Annotated in this window: 19 protein-coding genes; 12 read left to right on the forward strand and 7 right to left on the reverse strand. The window is 37.8% G+C overall.

The window, feature by feature from the left end; all coding sequences use genetic code 11:
- The first annotated feature begins 10 nt into the window (after nucleotides 1-10).
- The 8 genes from crtI (at nucleotide 11) to IPP32_08035 (ending at nucleotide 7,745) form a co-directional block, all read left to right on the forward strand.
- On the forward strand, nucleotides 11-1,489 hold the full coding sequence (crtI, locus tag IPP32_08000) for a phytoene desaturase (protein MBL0048020.1): 1,479 nt from the start codon (nucleotides 11-13) through the stop codon (nucleotides 1,487-1,489).
- A gap of 375 nt (nucleotides 1,490-1,864) precedes the next feature.
- Nucleotides 1,865-2,233 carry a cytochrome c gene (locus tag IPP32_08005; protein ID MBL0048021.1) on the forward strand — a complete coding sequence of 123 codons (369 nt, stop codon included), beginning with the start codon at nucleotides 1,865-1,867 and terminating at the stop codon, nucleotides 2,231-2,233.
- Nucleotides 2,234-2,236: 3 nt separating this feature from the next.
- Nucleotides 2,237-3,625 carry a tyrosine phenol-lyase gene (locus IPP32_08010; GenBank protein MBL0048022.1) on the forward strand — a complete coding sequence of 463 codons (1,389 nt, stop codon included), beginning with the start codon at nucleotides 2,237-2,239 and terminating at the stop codon, nucleotides 3,623-3,625.
- On the forward strand, nucleotides 3,625-4,074 hold the full coding sequence (locus IPP32_08015; protein MBL0048023.1) for a hypothetical protein: 450 nt from the start codon (nucleotides 3,625-3,627) through the stop codon (nucleotides 4,072-4,074). Before IPP32_08010 ends, IPP32_08015 begins: the two co-directional genes overlap by 1 nt.
- Nucleotides 4,071-4,535 carry an acyl-CoA thioesterase gene (locus tag IPP32_08020; protein ID MBL0048024.1) on the forward strand — a complete coding sequence of 155 codons (465 nt, stop codon included), beginning with the start codon at nucleotides 4,071-4,073 and terminating at the stop codon, nucleotides 4,533-4,535. The genes IPP32_08015 and IPP32_08020 overlap by 4 nt, the downstream gene beginning before the upstream one ends.
- A gap of 2 nt (nucleotides 4,536-4,537) precedes the next feature.
- Nucleotides 4,538-5,917, forward strand: coding sequence for a tryptophanase (locus IPP32_08025; protein MBL0048025.1), 1,380 nt, complete (start codon nucleotides 4,538-4,540; stop codon nucleotides 5,915-5,917).
- Nucleotides 5,918-5,942: 25 nt separating this feature from the next.
- Entirely contained in the window at nucleotides 5,943-6,386 is a 444-nt protein-coding gene (locus tag IPP32_08030; protein MBL0048026.1) for an OsmC family protein, read from the forward strand.
- 24 nt (nucleotides 6,387-6,410) lie between these two features.
- Nucleotides 6,411-7,745 carry a cbb3-type cytochrome c oxidase subunit I gene (locus IPP32_08035; GenBank protein MBL0048027.1) on the forward strand — a complete coding sequence of 445 codons (1,335 nt, stop codon included), beginning with the start codon at nucleotides 6,411-6,413 and terminating at the stop codon, nucleotides 7,743-7,745.
- A 5-nt stretch (nucleotides 7,746-7,750) separates the two neighbouring features.
- Here the strand turns inward: IPP32_08035 and IPP32_08040 are convergent, their stop codons facing one another.
- Nucleotides 7,751-10,330, reverse strand: coding sequence for an adenosylcobalamin-dependent ribonucleoside-diphosphate reductase (locus IPP32_08040; protein ID MBL0048028.1), 2,580 nt, complete (start codon nucleotides 10,328-10,330; stop codon nucleotides 7,751-7,753).
- A 295-nt stretch (nucleotides 10,331-10,625) separates the two neighbouring features.
- Here IPP32_08040 and IPP32_08045 point away from each other — a divergent pair, with 295 nt between their 5' ends.
- Nucleotides 10,626-12,428 carry a flagellar FliJ family protein gene (locus IPP32_08045; protein MBL0048029.1) on the forward strand — a complete coding sequence of 601 codons (1,803 nt, stop codon included), beginning with the start codon at nucleotides 10,626-10,628 and terminating at the stop codon, nucleotides 12,426-12,428.
- A 49-nt stretch (nucleotides 12,429-12,477) separates the two neighbouring features.
- Here the strand turns inward: IPP32_08045 and IPP32_08050 are convergent, their stop codons facing one another.
- Nucleotides 12,478-12,864: a hypothetical protein gene (locus IPP32_08050; protein ID MBL0048030.1), complete on the reverse strand. Its 387-nt coding sequence runs from the start codon at nucleotides 12,862-12,864 to the stop codon at nucleotides 12,478-12,480.
- 94 nt (nucleotides 12,865-12,958) lie between these two features.
- Between IPP32_08050 and aroB the strand changes: the two genes are divergently transcribed.
- On the forward strand, nucleotides 12,959-14,041 hold the full coding sequence (aroB, locus tag IPP32_08055) for a 3-dehydroquinate synthase (GenBank protein ID MBL0048031.1): 1,083 nt from the start codon (nucleotides 12,959-12,961) through the stop codon (nucleotides 14,039-14,041).
- Nucleotides 14,038-15,288, forward strand: coding sequence for a 3-phosphoshikimate 1-carboxyvinyltransferase (locus tag IPP32_08060; GenBank protein MBL0048032.1), 1,251 nt, complete (start codon nucleotides 14,038-14,040; stop codon nucleotides 15,286-15,288). Before aroB ends, IPP32_08060 begins: the two co-directional genes overlap by 4 nt.
- Before the next feature lie 187 nt (nucleotides 15,289-15,475).
- Here the strand turns inward: IPP32_08060 and IPP32_08065 are convergent, their stop codons facing one another.
- The 4 genes from IPP32_08065 to IPP32_08080 all read right to left on the reverse strand — a co-directional run bounded on the left by IPP32_08065 (nucleotide 15,476) and on the right by IPP32_08080 (nucleotide 19,500).
- Complete coding sequence (locus tag IPP32_08065; GenBank protein ID MBL0048033.1) at nucleotides 15,476-17,596, reverse strand: hypothetical protein; 2,121 nt, start codon at nucleotides 17,594-17,596, stop codon at nucleotides 15,476-15,478.
- Nucleotides 17,597-17,603: 7 nt separating this feature from the next.
- Complete coding sequence (locus tag IPP32_08070; GenBank protein MBL0048034.1) at nucleotides 17,604-18,422, reverse strand: hypothetical protein; 819 nt, start codon at nucleotides 18,420-18,422, stop codon at nucleotides 17,604-17,606.
- A 17-nt stretch (nucleotides 18,423-18,439) separates the two neighbouring features.
- Complete coding sequence (gene purE, locus IPP32_08075) at nucleotides 18,440-18,958, reverse strand: 5-(carboxyamino)imidazole ribonucleotide mutase (GenBank protein ID MBL0048035.1); 519 nt, start codon at nucleotides 18,956-18,958, stop codon at nucleotides 18,440-18,442.
- Nucleotides 18,959-19,062: 104 nt separating this feature from the next.
- Nucleotides 19,063-19,500 carry a peptidylprolyl isomerase gene (locus IPP32_08080; GenBank protein ID MBL0048036.1) on the reverse strand — a complete coding sequence of 146 codons (438 nt, stop codon included), beginning with the start codon at nucleotides 19,498-19,500 and terminating at the stop codon, nucleotides 19,063-19,065.
- 235 nt (nucleotides 19,501-19,735) lie between these two features.
- Here IPP32_08080 and IPP32_08085 point away from each other — a divergent pair, with 235 nt between their 5' ends.
- On the forward strand, nucleotides 19,736-20,698 hold the full coding sequence (locus IPP32_08085; GenBank protein ID MBL0048037.1) for a peptidoglycan DD-metalloendopeptidase family protein: 963 nt from the start codon (nucleotides 19,736-19,738) through the stop codon (nucleotides 20,696-20,698).
- 30 nt (nucleotides 20,699-20,728) lie between these two features.
- Here IPP32_08085 and IPP32_08090 read toward each other — a convergent pair whose 3' ends face one another.
- Nucleotides 20,729-21,418 (reverse strand): DUF2461 domain-containing protein, encoded by a 690-nt coding sequence (locus IPP32_08090; protein ID MBL0048038.1) that lies wholly within the window; start codon nucleotides 21,416-21,418, stop codon nucleotides 20,729-20,731.
- Between the last annotated feature and the right edge of the window lie 16 nt (nucleotides 21,419-21,434).

Raw genomic sequence — 21,434 nt, forward strand, 5'->3', positions numbered from 1 at the left:
AAAAAATTATATGAGTTCAAAAAGGGTAGTGGTAATAGGGTCGGGATTTGCGGGATTATCGGCAGCAACAAGCCTGGCACAAAAAGGATACGAAGTTACCTTACTCGAAAAGAACAAAAATTTTGGTGGCCGTGCTAGCATCTTGCAATTGGATGGATTCACTTTTGATTTGGGACCAAGTTGGTATTGGATGCCCGAGGTTTTTGAAAATTATTTTGCACAATTTAATACAACTGTTGCTCAACAGTATGATTTAATTCGCCTGGATCCCGCTTACCACATGTTTTTTGGACCGGACGATATTTTTAAAATTCCGGCAAATTTGGATCAATTGTATGCACTTTTTGAGAAAGAAGAAAAGGGCAGTAGCGCTCACTTAAAAAAATTTTTAGCCGATGCTGAATTTAAGTACCACGCCAGCATGACCAATTTTATTCATAAACCCAGTTTAAGTATTTTGGAGTTTATGGATATTAAAATATTGAAAGCTCTTTTTAAAATGGATTTGTTTAAGTCTATTAGCAAAGACATTCAGAAACATTTTAAAAACCCACGCTTAATACAATTGCTGGAATTTCCTGTTTTGTTTTTAGGAGCTAAACCCAGCGAAACGCCTGCCTTATATAGCATGATGAATTATGCCGATTTGGTTTTAGGTACTTGGTATCCGATGGGTGGGATGTTTAAAATTGTGGAGGCAATGGTGAATGTTGCTCGCAAGCAAGGCGTTAAATTATTAGCGGGTGAAGTAGTTGAAAAAATACAAGTGGAGCAGGGATTGGTTAAAGGAGTAGTGTCGAATGGTGTTTTCATTGCGGCAGATGTAGTGGTTGCTGCTGCTGATTATCATCATGTAGAACAAAAATTACTTGCTGCCGAGTATCGAAACTACAGTGCGGAGTATTGGTCGAGCCGAAAAATGGCGCCTTCTTGTTTAATGTTTTATGTGGGCATTGATAAACGCTTAGAGCGACTGGCGCACCACAATTTATTTTTTGACAGTTCTTTTTCAACGCATAGTGAAGAAATTTATGATCGCCCACAATGGCCGAGCGATCCGCTTTTTTATGTTACCTGTGCTACTCAAACCGATTCGAGCGTTGCTCCGGCAGGCAAAGAGAATTTAGTACTGCTTATTCCCATTGCAATTGATTTAGAAGATACAGAAGAAATAAGAGAAAGGTATTATAACATCATTATGAAACGTTTGGAGCATTTGACCCAGCAATCTATATTGCCACATGTTGTTGTGAAAAAAAGTTTTTGTATTTCTGATTTCAAGCAAGATTATAATTCATTTGGTGGCAATGCTTATGGCTTGGCCAATACCCTTATGCAAACTGCTGTATTAAAGCCTTCCATCCGAAACAAAAAGCTTAGCAATTTATTTTATACCGGACAATTAAGTATTCCAGGTCCGGGCGTTCCCCCAACCATAATATCGGGGCAAATTGTTGCGAAAGAGGTGGCGAAAAATTTTCCGCTTTAAATCTTTCTTCCTTTTTAATATTGTCGATTTTCATGATAATGGTCATAGAAGGTCGTACTTAAAAAACAGAATTTTGTTTCCTGCTAGCATTCCTAAATTGGATGTTAAAAATAGCATGCTTCTTTAAAAGAGAAGAACCTAATGGAAACGTTTGAAACAACTTCCTTATCCGAGCGCTTACCACTGAATCAGGCTATAATCAGTCTGTTTGAAAAGAATCAAAATGGTTTTTGTGCTTGCGGAATGCAAAAAAATTCGAACCTTTTGCATTCGCCATATTTCTCTTATTCAGTTTTAAAAGTTACTCGTCAGAAGAATCAACAAAGTTTCGAACTGCGTCGAAATCTGAATCATACACCTTTATATTCATAAGCAGTGTACAAGCCACTAGTGTTTCTTTTTTTATTTTTTCTTTTTTTGAGTTACTCCTTTTTAGTTTATACAAAAGGAACTTCCACAGCTATTGTGCACATGAACCCTGAAGCGGTGAAAGGAAAATTACTGTATCAAAAATTCAACTGCACAGCTTGTCACCAAATTTATGGTTTGGGCGGATACCTTGGACCTGAATTAACTACCTGCATACGGGCAAGAGGAAATAACGACAGTTACGCAAAAGCTTTATTGGCAGCGGGATCGCAAAGGATGCCCAATTTTAATTTGAGCGAAAATGAAATTAATGAAATGATAGCGTACTTAAAATATATTGATGCAACTGCAATAACATATCCTACTAAAAAATAAATTATGGCAACACAATTAAAACGCTCATGGGCAGAACCCTATAAAATTAAAATGGTGGAATTGCTTAAAATGACCACACGAGCAGAAAGACAAAAAGCAATTGCAGCAGCAGGTTACAACACTTTTTTATTGCGTTCGCGCGATGTGTATATTGATTTGCTTACCGATAGTGGAACAAGTGCTATGAGCGACAAGCAATGGTCGGGAATGATGATGGGGGACGAATCGTATGCAGGGAGCGAAAATTTTTATCACTTAGAAGAGGTGATAAAAAATTACTATGGCTACAAATATGTGGTTCCAACACATCAAGGAAGAGGAGCAGAAAATATTGTTTCAAAGCTTATGATTAAGCCGGGTGACATTGTTCCGGGCAATATGTATTTCACCACTACACGTTTGCATCAAGAGTTGGCAGGTGGAACTTTTATGGATATTATTATTGATGAAGCGCATGATTCAGTAAGTGAGCATAAATTTAAAGGCAATGTAAATCTGGAAAAACTGGAAGGGATTATCAAAAAATTTGGAGCCAAGAAAATTCCCTATGTGTCTTTAGCAACTTCCGTAAATATGGCAGGTGGCCAACCCATTTCGATGGAAAATTTACGAGGATTAAGAGCTTTAACCAATAAGTACAAGATTAAAATAATACACGACATGACGCGTGTGGCAGAGAACGCCTATTTTATTCAACAAAGAGAAGCCGGTTATGCAAAGCGTACCATTAAATCGATTGTGAAAGAAATTTGCTTGCTTACAGATGGTGCTACCATGAGTGCGAAGAAGGATGCATTGGTGAATATAGGTGGATTTTTGGCCTTGAATGATAAAGCACTTTATGAGGAAGCAAGCAATTTGGTGGTGGTGTATGAAGGTTTACATACCTACGGAGGGCTTGCAGGACGTGATATGGAGGCCATGGCGATTGGAATTACCGAGTCGGTGGATGACAATCACATACGTGCAAGGGTAGGGCAGGTGGAGTATTTGGGAAATAAATTAATCGATGCCAAGATTCCAATTGTGAGACCTATTGGTGGTCACGGAATATTTTTGGATGCTAAAAAGTTTCTTCCACACATTAAACAAAAACAATTTCCAGCGCAAGCTCTGGCTGCCGAATTGTATCTCGATAGTGGTGTGCGTGCTATGGAAAGAGGAATAGTATCTGCCGGAAGGAATAAAGAAACAGGAGAAGATTACTTACCCGAATTAGAATTGGTACGCTTAACAATTCCCCGCCGTGTATACACGCAAGCACACATGGATGTTGTTGCTGAATCGGTGGAGCAGGTGTATTTAAATCGAAAAAAAATTAAAGGATTAAAAATGGTTTATGAGCCGCAATACCTGAGATTTTTTCAAGCCAAATTTCAAAAATTAAGCTAATGGAAAATTCAATTCAGTCGTTTATTTCAGCGGAAAGCCAACTCACCCTATGCACCGTTTCATTAAATGCACCTTATTGTGCAAGCTGTTTTTATGCATATATGCAGGTAATAAATTTCCTTATAATTAAGTCCGACAGAAGTACGAAGCACATTCAAAACGCACTAGAAAATAATGCGGTTGCAGGTACCATCACTCCCGGAACACACAAAGCAGGTGTTGTAAAAGGTATTCAGTTTACTGGAAAATTTTTAGAGTTAAATGATGATCTTCTTGCAGAAGCGAAGAAAAGGTATTTTTTAAAACATCCGGTTTCGATAGCAATGCATGGCGATTTTTGGGCAATAGAGTTGCATAGTATTAAAATGATAGACAGCACACTTGGCTTTGGAAAAAAATTGAAATGGGAGATTGGAAAAATGGAAAAGCCTGAAATTAAAACGCAATGAAAAAATATAAAACATCGGTAGATTCAGAAGTAACGATGTCGGAAGTTGTTTTTCCGAATGATACCAATCCAATGGGTATTGTGCAGGGTGGACGTATCATTCAACTGATGGATATTGCGTGTGCAATATGCGCGCAAACACATGCGCAAAAAATTGCGGTTACTGTATCCATCGATAAAGTTTCGTTTATAAAACCGGCAAAATTGGGCGACATCTTAACTATTAAAGCAAAAATTGCAAGGGCTTTTAAGACTTCTATGGAGATTTATGCAGCAGTGTGGGCTAAACGTCTTCCAACTATGGAATCCGTACTAACAACTGAGGCCTATTTTACATTTGTGGCATTGGACGAACAGGCAAAACCAACCCAAATCTGTGATTTTGCGCCGAGCACTTCAGAAGAAAAAAGACAATTTAAATTAGCATTGAAACGAAAATCAGACAGAACCAAAATAAATTAATTATGAACTTTAAGACAATTATCGAGCCTTTTCGAATAAAAACGGTTGAGCCAATAACCATGAGCACTGCCGAAGAGCGCGTGCAATTTTTGGAAGCAGCGCATTACAATACTTTTCTGTTAAATTCAGATCAAGTAATTATTGATTTTTTAACCGATAGTGGTACGTCTGCCATGAGCAGCGACCAATGGGCGGCAATGATGCAAGGTGATGAATCGTATGCCGGTGCCAGAAGTTGGCAGCGTTTTGAAAAAGCAGTGCACGCATTAACCGGAATGCCTTACTTGCTTCCTACACACCAAGGACGTGCAGCTGAGCGCATTTTATACAGTCACATCGGAGGTAAAGGAAAGTACTTTATAAGCAATACACATTTTGATACCACTCGTGCAAATATTGAATTCAGTGGAGCTACTGCAATTGATATTCCTGTAAAGGAAGCAATTGATTATACTTCTAATTATCCCTTCAAAGGCAACTTGGATACAGTGAAGCTTGAAGAATTAATTAAACAATACGGAGCAGATTCTATTTCAGGAGTTATACTCACTGTTACCAATAACAGTGGTGGCGGGCAACCGGTGAGTATGCAAAATGCAAAGGAAGTGAGCAAGATTTGCAAAGCATACGGTGTATTATTTATTTTGGATTGCTGTCGCATCGCTGAAAACAGCTATTTCGTGCATGCCCATGAAGCGGACTACAAAGATGTTTCATTTGAAAAAATTGCTCAAGAAATGTTTTCACTTGCGGATGCTTGCATCATGAGTGCCAAGAAAGATGCGCTTGTTAATATGGGCGGTTTTCTTGCCTTAAGAAGTAAAGAGCTTTCGGATGCTTGCATGCAATTGCTAATTATTACCGAAGGATTTACCACTTATGGAGGTCTTTCAGGACGTGATATGGAAGCAATTGCTGTTGGACTGAAAGAAGTATTTGAACCGGATTATTTAAAGTATAGAATCACCAGTACACAATATTTGGGTGAAGCTATTTTAAAAAAGGGCATATCCATAATTTATCCTGTGGGAGGGCATGCGGTATATATTGATGCAAAAAAATTGTACGATCATATTCCTGTGGAGCAATACCCTGGCCAATCTTTGGTGTGTGAACTTTATAAAATTGGTGGAATTAGAAGTTGTGAAATTGGTTCGGTAATGTTTGGAAAATACGATGCATCCGGAAAATTAATTCCTGCACCGATGGAGTTAGTAAGGCTGGCTATACCTCGCAGGGTGTATACTCAATCGCATATTGACTATGTGGTGGAAGTATTTGATGAGATTATGCGCACTAAGCAAAATGCTAAGGGTATAAAAATTACAAAGGAACCTCAATTTTTGAGGCATTTTACAGCACATTTTCAACCCATTAGTTAAATACAAAGAATTAAAAATCTAAAAAATGGAAACGCAGTCAGCAATTAAAAAAGATGTTCATCAAGTAATTACCAAATGGGAAGGCAAAATGCATTTTACAAGCGAAGTAAATGAACATACTATTCACTTGGATAAATTGCAGCAACACGGTGGAGATAATTTTGGTCCACGTCCCAAACCGCTTATCCTATCGGCCATTGGGGGTTGTGCAGGAATGGAAATTATGGGCATACTCGATAAAATGCGGTTAAAGATTGATGCATTTGAAATGGAAGTGAGTGGCGAACTTACCGATACTCAACCTAAAATGTACAAAGAAATTATTCTAAAGATAAATATTAAGAGTGCAGCAACTGAGCACCAAAAAATTGAAAGAGCAGTACATTTAGCTATTGATAAATATTGTGGTGTAATAGCCATGGCAAGGATGTTTGCAAGCCTGCATACCGAAATTAATTTTGTGAATTAATTTGCTGGTCAGTCCTCAATGCTAATGAAAACTTCGCGCATATCGTTTCTTTTTATTGCTACCGCATTAGTAGCATTATTAGCAGGATTGTTTGCGGGAGTTATTGGTAGTTTTCAGTATATACTTCCTGAGTTTTTGAAAGAAGTCCTTCCATTTAATAAAACGCGACCAATACATGTAAGCCTTGTTATTACTTGGATATTTACAGCAGCCTTGGGTGGAGTTTATTATTATTTGCCACAAATCGGCGGGCGTAAATTGTATTCCATGTTTCTTGCTCATGCACATTTGGTGCTATTACTTCTTACCGGTGTATGCATTTTAATTGCTTATTTATTGGGGTATTTTGGTGGACGCGAATATTTAGAATTTCCCCCCATTTTTGCGCTCCCCATGTTACTCACTTGGCTTTTGTTTACAGTTAATTTTATTTTCACCATAAATTGGAATCTGCGTGAATGGCCTGTTTATATGTGGATGTGGGCAACCGGCGTATTATTTTTTCTGATAACATTTGGAGAATCATACATGTGGAAATTTGCATTTTTCGGGAATGATGTTGTTCGAGATATGACTGTTCAGTGGAAGGCGAATGGAAGCATGGTAGGCTCCTGGAATATGCTTATTTATGGAACAGCATTTTATGTGATGGAAAAAATAAGTGGGGACAAAAAGTTGGCAACAGTTCCGAGTACTTTCTTTTTTTATTTTTTAGGATTAGCAAACTTGATGTTTAATTGGGGACATCACACTTATATTATTCCTGCAGCACCATGGATTAAGAATACTGCATATATTATAAGCATGACGGAATTGTTGATTTTGGGAAACATCATCCGAAATTGGAGTAAGACAGTTAGCGCTTCACTAAAGCATATTCATTTTATTCCCTATCGATTTTTAATGGCGGCAGACGTTTGGATATTTTTGAATTTAATACTTGCCATCTTACTATCTATTCCGGCGGTGAATCAATATACGCATGGCACACACATCACTGTTGCACATGCCATGGGCACTACTATTGGAATAAATTCAATGCTCTTGTTGGCATCCATATTTTATATTTTGTCATTGGAAGATAGCCGGTTCATTTCCGCCAACTTAGTAAGATTAAAATTAGGACTATGGTTAAGTAATATTTCATTGCTTGTATTTTGGATTGCCTTACTTGCGGCAGGCATTACTAAGGCAGTTCACAGCAGCCCCGGTGAGGTTACAAATTTTCAAGCGCTCATGCATAGTTTATCAGTGGTATTCGAACTATTTACTTTTGCAGGAATCGGTTTATTAATTGGATTTTTTATTTTAGTAATACCTGCCATCAAAAGCTTACTGGCAATAAAATCTGCATCCTAAGAATGCTACCCGCATTTAGAGTGACCGCAGTTTTTACATTTTAAACAGCCCTCTTCATAAATTAAACCTTCGGGATCACCGCATTCTCCGCAAGCATGATCCGCTGCTAGTGTTCCATTGGGAATAAACTTTTTTAATGCGCGTTCAACACCTGCTTTCCAGGTATTTATATTTTCATCCAGCAAATGTAACTCCTCAATTAAGTTAGCAACTTGCGGAAGTGGCATACCGTGACGAAGTACGCCACTTAATAGTTTTGCGTAATTCCAATATTCTTTGTCAAAGGAGCGCGAAAGGCCTTCAATGGTGACGCGATATCCTTCTGCATCCATGTATTGGAAGTCGTAACGCGATTTGCCCTTTCCGTTTTTTTCTTTGATAATCCAACCCTTTTCAACCCAATTTGGAATACTAAAAGCATCTTGTGCTTTGCCGGTAAATATTTCATAAGGCTTATTGTTTAACAAACCAACATAGGCAATCCATTTCTCATCAGCGTTTTGAAAACGGATAACAGAGGCATCAATAACCTTTGGGCGAATGGGGGCATTTGTTTCAACAATGCTGCTGCTTTTTTCTTGACTTTTGGGTTCATTAGCGGCTACTAAAACACCCGTGCGTGAACCGTCGCGATACACCGTTATGCCTTTTAATCCTTGCTCCCAAGCATTCAAATAGATTTTGCCCACTTCATCAATACTGGCTTCCTTTGGTAAATTGATAGTGGAACTGATAGAGTGTGTGGTGTATTTTTGAACAATACTTTGCAGTTCAATTCTACGTTCACTATTGATGTCGTTAGCAGTGGAACCATAGTACGAGCTATTTTCTATATTTTTATCTCCTGTGGTCTTCATCGCAATTTTTAGTTTGGGATGATACACTGTAAATTCTTGCCAAGCATCACCCATTGGGTCTATAAAATCGATGCTTGCATTCTTGTCATGTATATTCACTTTTCTTCGACGCTTGTAGGCCAGCATAAACACCGGTTCAATTCCCGAAGAAGTTTGTGCTAGAAGGCTTAGTGTTCCGGTAGGAGCGACAGTACTGAGCGAAATATTTCTTCTTCCAAATTTCATCATTCGTGCATATACATCGGGAAGCTCAGTCTCTAACATTTTAATAAAATCGGATGTTTTTTCTATTGCGGGATCAAAGGCTTCGAAAGCACCACGTTCTATGGCCATATCAATGCTGCTATCAAATTCGGCGCGGCATTTTTGCTTCATGATTTTATCAATTTCACTCAGGGCGGCTTCTGAATCGAATTTTAAATTAAGCGCTGCCATTGCATCTGCAAGTGCTGTAAATCCAAGTCCTGTGCGACGTCCTTTTTTACCTGATTCATAAAGCAACTTCCATGTGCGTAGCTCCGTTTCTTTAATATAATCCGGCTCTTTGTCACTTTTTATTTTTTCGAGAATGCGCTCAATGGCTTCTAATTCGAGGTCCACCAAATCGTCCATCAAACGTTGCGCTTCATAGGTTTTTTCGTAAAAATTTGAATAATTAAATACTGCATTTTCGGTGAAGGGATGCTCCACAAAATTATAAAGGTTAAGTGCCATTAATCTGCAGCTATCGCCTCCTTGCATTGCAATTTCGGAGCAGGGATTGGTGGAAACATTTTTAAATTCGGGATACACCGAAGAGGTGGAATAATGGTGTTGTCGATCCCAAAAAATTAGTCCGGGTTCAGCAGTATTGTGTGCACAGGTAATTATGCTGTTCCATAAATCGGAGGCTTTAACTGTTTTTTCAAATTCAGGATTTGGGCTGTCAATTGGAAACTGTAGTTTAAAGTTTTCATTTGCAACCACTGCCTTCATAAACTTATCGGATAAGCGAATGGAAATATTCGCACCGGTTACTTTTTTTAAATCTTGTTTTAGGGTGATAAATTTTTCAATATCAGGATGCGCTATATCCATTGTAATCATCAATGCACCGCGCCTTCCGTTTTGGGCTACCTCACGGGTAGTATTCGAAAATCGCTCCATAAAAGATACTGCCCCTGTGGTAGAACCGGCTGAATTGGAAACAAACATACCTTCCGGTCGAATCGTGGAAATATCTAATCCAACCCCACATCGTCTTTTAAAAAGCTGTGCCATTTGCTGATCGGCATAAAAAATCCCTCCATAAGAATCATACACTTCCGGCAACACAATACAATTACTTAGGGACGCAATAACAAAGGGATTACCTAAAGTGGACATTACGCTCCCTTGTGGTATCACATATTTAAATTGATGAAAGAGTTGAAAAATGGCTTCTTCCTCGAGCATAATCCGTTTTTGTCCATAGTTTGACAGGTGTTTAAAACTACCATTTAAGCTTAATTTGCTTTTACTCAAAGCTTCTTTGCGTGCAAATTCACGAGCCATTCGGCGATGCATATTTTCGGGGGTAAGTTCGGTTAGCTTACCCTTCTTATTTTTTACCGCATATTTATTAAGCCAAGTTGTAGCGGCCAATTCATCGCCATCAAAATAGTTAAGCGAAGCTGCTAGTGCTTCTTCATAGGTGAATGTTTGTTGTGTGTTTGTATTTACAAGCGTTTGGGATTGCACAAGTGTCATCTTTTTGGGAGTTATAATTAGTGTCAAAAATTTCCTCAATAGTAGAATGGAAGCGGAATGAAAAAACTGATTGGAATCATATCCGATTGAATCTTTTCAACCCAAATTTGTTCAGAATTTGCAATTCCTTGAAGCGGTTTTGTTGGCGTGAATTTATGATGCTCGTCATTTTTTATGATTGGAATTACAAGTAATTTTGCGCCCTCTTTTCGCTTCTTGTGCTGAGTAAAATGGAACCCAACACTTGTTCTTAGAAGCATTTACAATCTCCATTTTAAAATTAGCGGACAACAGCATGTACCAAAAATCAGCACATACCTTTCACATCCCGGTGATGGGATTAGCTTATACTATTGATTCTCCAATTAAAGTCGCTAAATATGGCATTTCGTCGGTGATATCAATCATTGAAGATCGATTGATTGAAATGATGCGCAAACATTATTATCCGCTTTCCGGATTGACCTATGTTCCTATAACAGATCAAGAACCGGATTATCGCGCAAAGCGCATTTGCGATTATTTGAATTTGGTGGATTTGCTCGTTAGCAAGCAAGTGGAAGAACTAAAAGTGCAGTCTTTTGAGGCAGGCAGCGATTTGTGTAAATATTTTGAAATGTTGCCGGCAACGAGTCATTTGGCTATTTTATATGCTGAAATGTTGAACTGTGCTGATTTAACAATACAAAAGGAACAGCAAGAGTACCTTGTTTCACAGGTGGTAGCAGGTGGTATTGATGTGAACATCATGACAAAAGTAGACCAAGAAACACTCGATGTGCAGGGGAATTCAATTCCGGATGGATCCGAAGCGGTTGCTGCTTTGCGCGGATATATCAACAGTTCACTGAGCAATTCCTCCATCATTTTTTCGGCAGGTATGAATCCGCGATTGTATAGTTACATGGAAAGTGTTAGCGCATTTGATCCCGATAAGGATTTTAATTTTAAAAAGAGAGTGGTGATTAAAGTGAGTGATTTTCGCTCTGCTTTAATTCAAGGAAAGTTTTTAGCAAAGAAGGGAATTTGGGTAAGTGAGTTTAGAATTGAATCGGGCTTGAATTGCGGTGGGCATGCTTTTGCTACAGATGGCTTTTTGTTGGGGCCTATCCTGGAAGAATTTAAAACTAAACGAAATGAATTGGCTCAATCCATTTTTGATATTTATAAAATTTGTATTGAAAAAAAGACGGGCTTCCTGTTTACTGATTTTCCTGCGATTGAAATTTCTGTTCAAGGTGGAATTGGAACAGCCGAAGAGGATTCATTTTTGCGCTCTAATTACCAAGTGAGCAGCACCGGTTGGGGAACGCCTTTTTTGCTGGTTCCTGAAGCTACCACAGTAGATGAGCATACTCTTCAATTACTTGCAAAAGCAAATAAGGAAGATGTGGTATTGAGTAACAATTCACCTTTAGGTGTGCGCTTTCATTATTTAAAAGGCACAACGTCTGACCTTGAAAAACAAAAGCGAATAAAGGATGGAAAGCCGGGTAGTCCGTGTACAGAAAAGCATTTGAGTTTTAATACCGAATTTACCAAAGCGCCTATTTGCACTGCATCGCATAAGTATCAAAAACTAAAATTGGAAAGTTTGAGCCAACAAAATTTGCCTGAGGCTGATTATGAAATGCAGAAGTCTGCAGTACTTGCTAAGGAATGTTTGTGCGTTGGCTTGAGCAATTCCGCTGCATTGAGTTACGATGAACCATTTCTTAAAAATTTAAAATCGGTAAATGTTTGCCCCGGACCTAACATTGCAAATTTTTCGGAAGTGGTAAGCTTAAAAACCATGATTGATCATATTTATGGAAAGGTAAATATTATCCGAAATGCAGAGCGACCGCACGTTTTTATAGCAGAGATGAAAATTTATTTTAACTATCTCACGGATGAATTAAATCAATTAAAGGGGGATAGTTTGGATGCCAAAAGAAAAAATCATTTTCAAAATTTTATTAAGAATTTGGCCGATGCAATTGAGTATTATCAAAACTTGAAAGAGAGTTCCTTTAGTAATTTTAAACTATTTAGAGAGGGCTTGCAGCAGGCCTTGATTGAATTAAATTCGATAAAGTTGAATTATCAATTTAGTTAAGATTTTGTCTTCTTTTCTATCTTACAATTTTTACTGAAAGGAAATTAGTTTACTCCCAAGTTCCTGCCGGAGAGAAAAGGAAATCGGTAGGAGAATCGATATCGGAATACAAATATTGATGCCCTTTGGTTTCTTTGCTGCAAAAAGGTTTCAGGAGCTCAAGCATGTTAATGTAGCCCTCCAAGGTTAAATCGCAATAGAAATTCGTAGCATCTTCTGAGGTAATTCCTTCGTCGCTATTTGCCATACGTAACGTAAGTTTACAGTTACGTGATTCAATAAAATCAAGACTTTCAAGCGCCAGGTTATTTTTTTGCAGCACCAACACTTCATGAATTTTATCGTGAAATAGTTTTGCTTCCGCTTGATTAAATGCATAAAGCCGCACCAAATCATCTTTGTAAGAATTAATATTGGGAATATAGTCGAGTTTCATTGTATTTAGTAGAAGGTAAAACTAGGCTTAAATGTGTGGATGTGCTAAAAAAAATAGAATTTAAAGTTTTTGTTTCTTTGTGAAAAATATTTCTATGAAAGCTACCGAAATAAAATCCACAGGTTATTCTGTTTATATCGGTTCAGATTTTTATGAGCTAACTAACTCTTTTTTTTCGGGCGCACAAAGCAACTATTCAAAATATGTAGTGCTGCTCGATGAGAATACGAGCAAGCATTGCCTCACTCCACTTTTAATCGAAATTGATTATTTAAAGGATGCACTTTTTATTGAAATTGAAAGCGGTGAAACGAATAAGAATATAAGCACCTGTTCACGTATTTGGGAGCAATTGGCAAATTTTAATGCCGATCGAAATACACTCTTCATAAACCTAGGCGGTGGCGTAATAAGCGATTTAGGCGGATTTGCAGCAAGTACCTATAAAAGAGGAATTGATTTTGTTAATTTCCCTACTACATTATTAGCTCAAGTGGATGCCTCCATTGGCGGCAAAGTGGGTATTGATTTAAATGCGCTAAAAAATGCTGTGGGATTATTTTCGAATCCTAAAGCGGTTTTTATTTATCCTCCTTTTGTTAATTCATTGCCTCTAATTCAACTAAAATCGGGGTATGCCGAAATTGTGAAACACGCGTTGATTACCGATGAGGAATTGTGGCAACAAGTAAAGTCCAATACATTAAACAATTCAAACCTGGAATCACTTATTAAGCAAAGTGTGCGCATAAAGAATCAAATAGTTAAACAAGATTTTTTAGAAAAGAACATTCGAAAAAGTTTGAATTTTGGGCATACTATTGGTCATGCGCTAGAGAGCTTTTCTCTTCAAAAGGATAAAAAGCCACTTTTGCATGGTGAAGCAATTGCAATTGGAATGCTTTGTGAGAGTTACCTTTCGACTAAAATATCAGGTTTAGCCAAAAAACAATTCAACGAAATAGTTGAATACTTCATCGCCGATTTCAAGCCATATAAAATTAAGACTCAAAATTTTGAAACATTGATCCGCTTTATGCGTAACGACAAGAAAAATGAGGGAACGCAATTTAATTTTTCCTTGTTGTCGGAAATTGGAAAGTGCGAAATTAATTGCCAGTGTTCAGAAGCATTAATTCTTGAATCGCTTGAGTTTTATAGAAAATTGATTGGATGATATACAGAATTTCGAAGTCGCCTAAAAGTTTAATCGGAGAAATACACTTACCCGCTTCCAAGAGCGAAAGCAATAGAGCCCTTATTATTCAGGCGCTCTGCAGTGCAAAATTTAAAATCAATAATCTTTCAACCGCAGATGATACAGTGGTGTTGGATGCGATTTTAAAATCTGATAAACAGGATATTGTTATTGACGTTGGAGCATCCGGAACGGCTATGCGTTTCTTAACAGCTTACCTTTCATTAGTTGAGGGTAAACGCGTGTTAACTGGATCGGAGCGGATGAAGGAACGACCTGTTAAATTATTGGTGGAAGCACTAAACGAGTTGGGTGCACAAATCAAGTATCTTGAAAAGGATGGATATCCACCCTTAGAAATTATCGGAAAGAATTTAGCAGGAGGTGCTATTGCAATAGATGGAAGCATGAGCAGTCAATATTTATCGGCACTTGCGCTGATTGCTCCCACTTTGCCCAGTGGACTTATTATCCAGTTAAAAGGTGAGATTATCTCAAAACCTTATTTGGCAATGACCTTAAAAATGATGGATTTTTTTGGTGTAAAATCTACTTGGAAAAATTCTTTAATTGAAATAGCTCCACAAGCATATAATCCTCTTAACTTAAAGGAATACAACATCGAAAGCGATTGGAGTGCCGCTTCGTATTGGTATCAAATAGCTGCCTTTGCAAAAGAGGTGGATTTTAAAATTTGGGGATTAAGAAAAAATAGCTTGCAGGGCGATTCTGCGCTCGTGGATTATTTTGAGCCTCTTGGTGTGAAGACTACTTTTATTGAAGGCGGAATTCATCTTACTAAAAAAGCTATCACTATTCCAATTGCCAATGTTCATCTTGAATTGATGAATACACCAGACATTGCTCAAACACTTGCTGTTACTTATGCTGCAATGGAAGTTTACGCGGAGCTGTATGGCTTACGCACGCTTAGAATAAAAGAAACCGATCGTATAAAAGCAATCATCATAGAGCTAAAAAAAATTGGAGTATCTGCTACCGATTTGGACATTGGAAATCTCTTAATTCCTAAAATTAAAAAATCGATTCATGCACCTACATCCTTTTTCAAAACCTATAACGACCATCGAATGGCCATGTGTTTAACTCCGTTATCGATGCTCTTTGATGAAGTGGAAATTGAAGATCCGCTAGTGGTAACTAAATCTTATCCTAATTTTTGGAAGGATTTACGCTCGGTGGGATTTGTGGTGGATGAGGTGTAGGAACAGAGTTGCCATTTTTTTTTAACACATAGACACATAGAAATATAGGTTTCACATAGTTTTTAGTTCGGTAATTATCCTATCAGCCAATCAACAAATACGCGTTCCATTCCACCCTCTGCCCCCGCCTGCGGGGGATACAAAATTCAGCTAATCGGCTAATCAGCTAATCACCAAAAGAAATTATTTAAAAGCTGATTCTCACCTGAACTTTTATTTCCGATTTTTTGTTTCCGATTACGGTATCCAAGCTGCCTGAATCTGTGATGATAAATACATTTGGATTGGTGAAATAAGTTTGGGAATAGCGCACCCATACCTCAACATTACGACTGATATCGTAATTTACTAAAGCAAATATGCGGCTTCCTTTTCCGCTAAAAAAGGGAATGGAATTGGAATACAAAACATCATTTTCGTAAGTATATACACGTGAATCGAAGCTTTGTGTTTGAAACAACATGTAGCGTGCAATCACCGAAAGTTTATATCCTCGTGGTTTGAATTTTATATCCTGATAAATTAAATAGCCGGTGCTACTTGGGGAGCTTGATTCCTTGTATTTAATAAGTTCAACCCGATTGGCAAATTTCCATTCCGGACTTAAGGAATACGAAATATTAAATCGGTAATTTGTTTTTTCTGTGTTGACTAAATAATCAATATAATCAACTGTTTCGGGAGTGTTTTTCTGTTTGAGTTTGGTGCGCACTCTCACATACATATCTATGGTTTTAGAAGGGGTATAATTAAGTTGGGCAAGGTAATCGTAGCCATGAGAAGGCGCATACACTTGGTATTTCAACCAAGGAAAAGTGAATCGATCGAAATATCCTGCTAAAGTAAACTTGGGCAGAATTTTAGCACTTGCACCAATAAATAAACCTTGTTCATTAAAATTCGTGTAGCTTTCTCCAAATGCTTTTGATTTTGATGGCTGGTAATCTTTGCCATAATGCCGATGCAAAACAGAAATAGAAAAGCGTTGATCCAAATTTATCAAAGCGCCATTCATGTATGCGATACCACCATTTTCGCTGCGGGAGATTTCTCCAAAAATATTGAAGTTTCGCCAGAGATAATTGTAATCGGCTCCAATATTTAAGTTGTGATTTTGATTGAATTCAAATTTATTGTACACCCCTAAATTTCTTTTTAAGCTGGCTTTATACTCTGTTTTTACTCCGGTAATTCCGGCCGAAAAACTGCGTGTCACATACGATACATTGCCTCCAAAAATATTTTCGGTAACAGCATCTTTATCGGCTAATTCAGTTTTGGTGCGGTGTAAACCCGATGTTTGAAAAGCACTAAATTCTTCTGCATTATTACTTAGTGTATCTAAAACAGAAACATTGGCATCAATTTTTTTTGTGCTACCAAAAGCAGTGAATTCAAAATTTTTAATGGCAACTGTAGCGCCACCGCCACGCAAAAATAAATTTTCATCCACCGAGTTATAGGCACTTAAACCTCGGGCACTTTTTTTTATCACCGTTGGGTCAGCTGTTTTTCCAAAGGCTAAACCGCTCCAAAACGTAATGCCTTGACCGAATTGCGCTTGAAAATCGCCAAGAGCAAGTGCTTTAAGTTTTCCAAATTTTTTGAGAAAGAGATGAGCCGAATAAAAATCGAATCCGTTTTTTTGTGAACCTTTAAAGAACTCTTCGCCCGGATCTTTTTCAGCTACCACGCCAAAATTTATCTTATTGGCATAAGTAAAATTAAATCGTTCATACAATTTAAATTGTGGTCCGAGATAATAGTAATTGGGGTGTTCCTTTTTTACGCTATCCGACAAATGATTCGCCGCATAATAGCCCAATTGCTGCTCCAGTACTTGCTGGTAGCGTGATACTAGTTGGAATTTTCCGTATTTAAAAATTTCACTAAAGGAAACATGGGGGTTGTCAAAATTATTTTCAACTTTCACGTAAGGAAGAATTCTAAAAATCAAATTCAAATCAAAACCTTCTATGGTTTGCAATTCGTAAATGGTCATTAATTTTCCATTTTTATCGATGTGTTTTAAGAGGTAATTGATTTGAATATCGCTGAGTAATTCCAATTTACTGAGTTCGTCCCGATCTGTATAATTTAAGTTAATAGGATGTTCTTGATAATATTGAAGTTCATCCAATAAAATAGTGTAATCTGTTTCTTCATTTTCTGCATTTTCAGCAGCATTTTCGATGCGTTGTTGAATGTCTAGTTTGGTCTCTTTATCTTGTGCCAACAGGGCATGGGGTAAAATAAATACAAGTAAAAAAAATAGGAAAGTTAAAAAAGTGAGTCGATGCAGTTTCATGCGCTCCTTATTTAAAACCATAACTTAATCCAAGATGAGGGGTAAAGCCAAGTTGCTCATGGTAATTGGCAGCCACATCTAACTTGAAGTTTTTCAATACTAAGCCAAAGCCAAAAGAACTTAAGGTAGGTTGTGTGCTGATGCCACCGCGTATGTATAGTTGAGGGACTACACGATATTCTATACCGGTTTTAAAATTGGGCTTGTAATCAATGTCTTTTTCGGATTCGATGGCCCAAAATACTTTATCTGAGAAAGCATATTGAGCGCCAACCTTAATAATAGTTGGAATTTTTTCTTTGTTGTAATCCGCACTTTTGGCGCGGGTTGGATTAAATACATGCGCACCCACTGAAAGGCCTTTCACCAGTTTTGCTTGTATGCCGAATTCGGCAGCAATTGTTCCGTTTTTTCCGTAACCATCCCCAATAAATTTACTGAGGTAATTGAGTTGTACAGCGGCTGAAATATGATCGCCCAATTTTTTTGCAAATGCAATTCCAACTTTATTTTCGTTGTATTTTGAATACCCAAAACGAGAATAACTCAAACCAAAAGTACCACCTTTAATGGGCAAGGCACCGGCAAAAGCATTATAGGCAAGTTGGGGCAATAAAAAATTTCGTGTGGCATACACGCCAACTTCAATAGTATCTAATTGTGCCAGACCTGCCTGATTGTTTTGGGCACTCCACAAATCGCTGAGGGTAGCACTTGCTCCTCCTAACGCGGCCGAACGTGCACCAAGTGGAAGGTTGTCATTTCCTGCAAACGCTATACTCCAAAGTGCGCTAAATAAAAGGAGGGAGCTTATATATTTTTGCATCAATTGTGAGTATAGATTTATGATTTCGTTTGGAATTTATATCCCTTATCGCTCACTTCTTTTTGCGACAAGTTCACCTTGATTTTTAATTCTTCTTTAAACGTGATGATACGGTTTTGAATTGCGGCATCCCCAGTACCTAAAATTTGGGCAGCAATAATTCCTGCATTTTGAGCTGCATTTAAGGCAACAGTTGCCACCGGAACACCGTTTGGCATTTGCAAGATACTTAGGATAGAATCCCATCCGTCAATGCTGTTGCTTGATTTTACGGGTACTCCAATCACCGGTAAGGGACTTACCGCTGCTACCATTCCAGGTAAATGTGCTGCTCCACCTGCTCCGGCAATAATTACTTTTATCCCACGTGTATGAGCAGTATGTGCATATTCCATCATTTTTTCGGGTGTTCGGTGAGCCGATACAATATTGACTTCAAAAGGAATTTCCAGTTTTTCGAGGAGTGTTGCAGCTTCGCTCATGATAGTATAATCAGAGCTGCTACCCATAATGATGCCGACGAGTGCTTGAAACATAGAGGTTGAAAATAGGATTATTTTTTTTCTTAATCAAAACAAAAAATGCAAGCTACTTTATTTTATAAGCAGCTTGCATTTTTTGGCAACCAATTGGTTGGGGATTAATTTTCGGAAACAGTAATCTTTTCCATCACATCCCCCATGCGCAAATCATCAATAATATCGAGGCCTTCTACGACTTTTCCAAAACAAGTATGGTTGCGGTCGAGGTGTGCGGTATTGCTTCGGCTAAGCACAATAAAAAATTGTGAGCCGCCGGTATCTCTTCCTGCATGAGCCATTGAAAGCACGCCTTTATCGTGGTATTGATTTTCACCGTCTAATTCACATTTAATTTTGTATCCCGGACCACCGGTGCCATTTCCTTTAGGGCAACCGCCTTGGACTACAAAATCAGGAATAACGCGATGAAAGGTAAGTCCATCGTAAAAGCCTTTTTTGGCAAGGTCTATAAAGTTTTTAACTGTATTGGGAGCATCTTTTTCGAAAAACTCCACTTTTAAAGTTCCTTTGTTTGTTACAATCTCTGCTGTCTTCATGATAAAAAATTATTGTATGATTTTTGAGTATAAAAAAATTCCCGTTCAGGAAATTTCCTCAAAAGTATAAAAAATTAGCAAGCGCCCGCCAAATCATACTTTCGGACTTATTAACGAAACTTAACAGCAAGTTTATCCCAATTGGGCTAAATATTTTTTTGATATTAAACATTAATTAATATTTTAGCCGCAGTTAAAAAACTACCATTCATCGAATTTGTAAAAATAATTGAGTTTGAAAAAAGGTTTAACACTGGTACTAGTCTTTTGTAACTTGCTTTTAGTAAGTGCATTTGCGGGCAGCGAAAAGAACGCCGGCCCTTCAACTGCATCTGCCGACAGGGGCAAAGACACCCTTATTTATCCTATTTCACCTGAAAATTTTATGAAAGCGGATGATATCGAGAGTTTTGATGATATTGATAATTCTGATAACATTAACGAATCGGAAGCCAGCAGTTACGATCCTAACTTCGATTATTACGGAATTTGGGATACGATAAGTGTAAATCCTTATAAAATTGATTTAACCCTAAAAAGTGATACTTCCTTAATTATATTACAAGATAAATACCGTTGCGATTACAATCATCCGTTTTCGGGTGTCATTACCTCTGATTTTGGCCCGAGAAGTCGCGTGCGTTATCACTATGGTGTAGATATTAAGTTGGCCACCGGCGATTCGGTGCGTTGTGCATTTGAAGGAACAGTTCGAATTGCCCGCAGAAGTTCCACTTTTGGAAATGTAGTTATGGTGCGTCACCGCAATGGTTTGGAAACTATTTATGCGCATTTATCTGCTATCCATGTTAGAATTGGACAGCATGTGGAATCGGGCGAATTGCTTGGATTGGGTGGCAATACCGGACATTCTTTTGGTAGCCATTTGCATTTTGAAGTGCGTTACAAAGGCATGCCCATTAATCCAAATTCAATTATTTCGTTTTCTGACAGTAGATTGATGATGGATAGTGTGGCAATTGACCGTAGCTGTTTCCATTATTTAGTTGATTTTAGAGATCATTCAAAATATGCCTCTAAACACGGAAAGCATGGAAAATATTATGTGGTGCGAAAAGGTGATACCTTAGGAAAAATTGCACAGCGCAAAAATATTCCGCTTAAAAAATTATGCCGTCTAAATGGAATAAAATCCACAACTGTGTTGCGTCCCGGCAAGAAGTTGCGATTGGTTTAATTTCAGAAAATTAATTTCTTCTTTTTATTTTCAACGAATCAATTCTCCATTCGTATCAGTAGTGAGCACTTCACTCATATAATCAAGCCAAGGGCGCATTCGTTTAAATAGTTCGTTTACCTTATTTACAAAATCACTGGCCAAAATTTCGCTGTCGTTAAGAGGGTGTCGAAAAATAAATTGTTTATAACGCAACAATTCAATTGCTGGATGTTCTTTTGGAAAGCCTTTGGGTGAAGTTAGTAGCTTTTCGCCCTGCATTGCACCAAAGGAATTTTTGAGTTTTTTCTGGGATAAAATTTTATTCCAATCTACATAATTCAGTTCAATATCCTGTCGTATTCGTTTTAAATCTTCTGGATTAGGAGCAAAAAATCCACAAGCTAAATAAGATTTTCCGGGTTGAATATGGATGTAGTATCCGCCTCTACGTAGTTTGGTAGCACGTTTCAAACCAAAGGCAAAGCGGGGAGAGTAGGGCGATTTATCTTTACTAAAACGGACATCTTTATAAATGCGGAATAAACTCTTTTTACCTGATTCGTTCTCGAGTTGGTCGTGTTTGTTCATTTCCTTAATCAAAGCATCTGCAATATCGCAAAGGTTTTGATGGCTACTGAGGTAGGTATTTTTGTTGCTGGTAAACCATTCCCGATTGTTGTTTTCACTGAGTTTGGTTAGAAAAGTTAAAGTGCTTTTATTCAACTGCGCTCGCGTCATTTTACTAGTTCCTGTT

The sequence above is a fragment of the Bacteroidota bacterium genome (assembly GCA_016721765.1).
Classification (GTDB): Bacteria; Bacteroidota; Bacteroidia; order UBA4408; family UBA4408; genus UBA4408.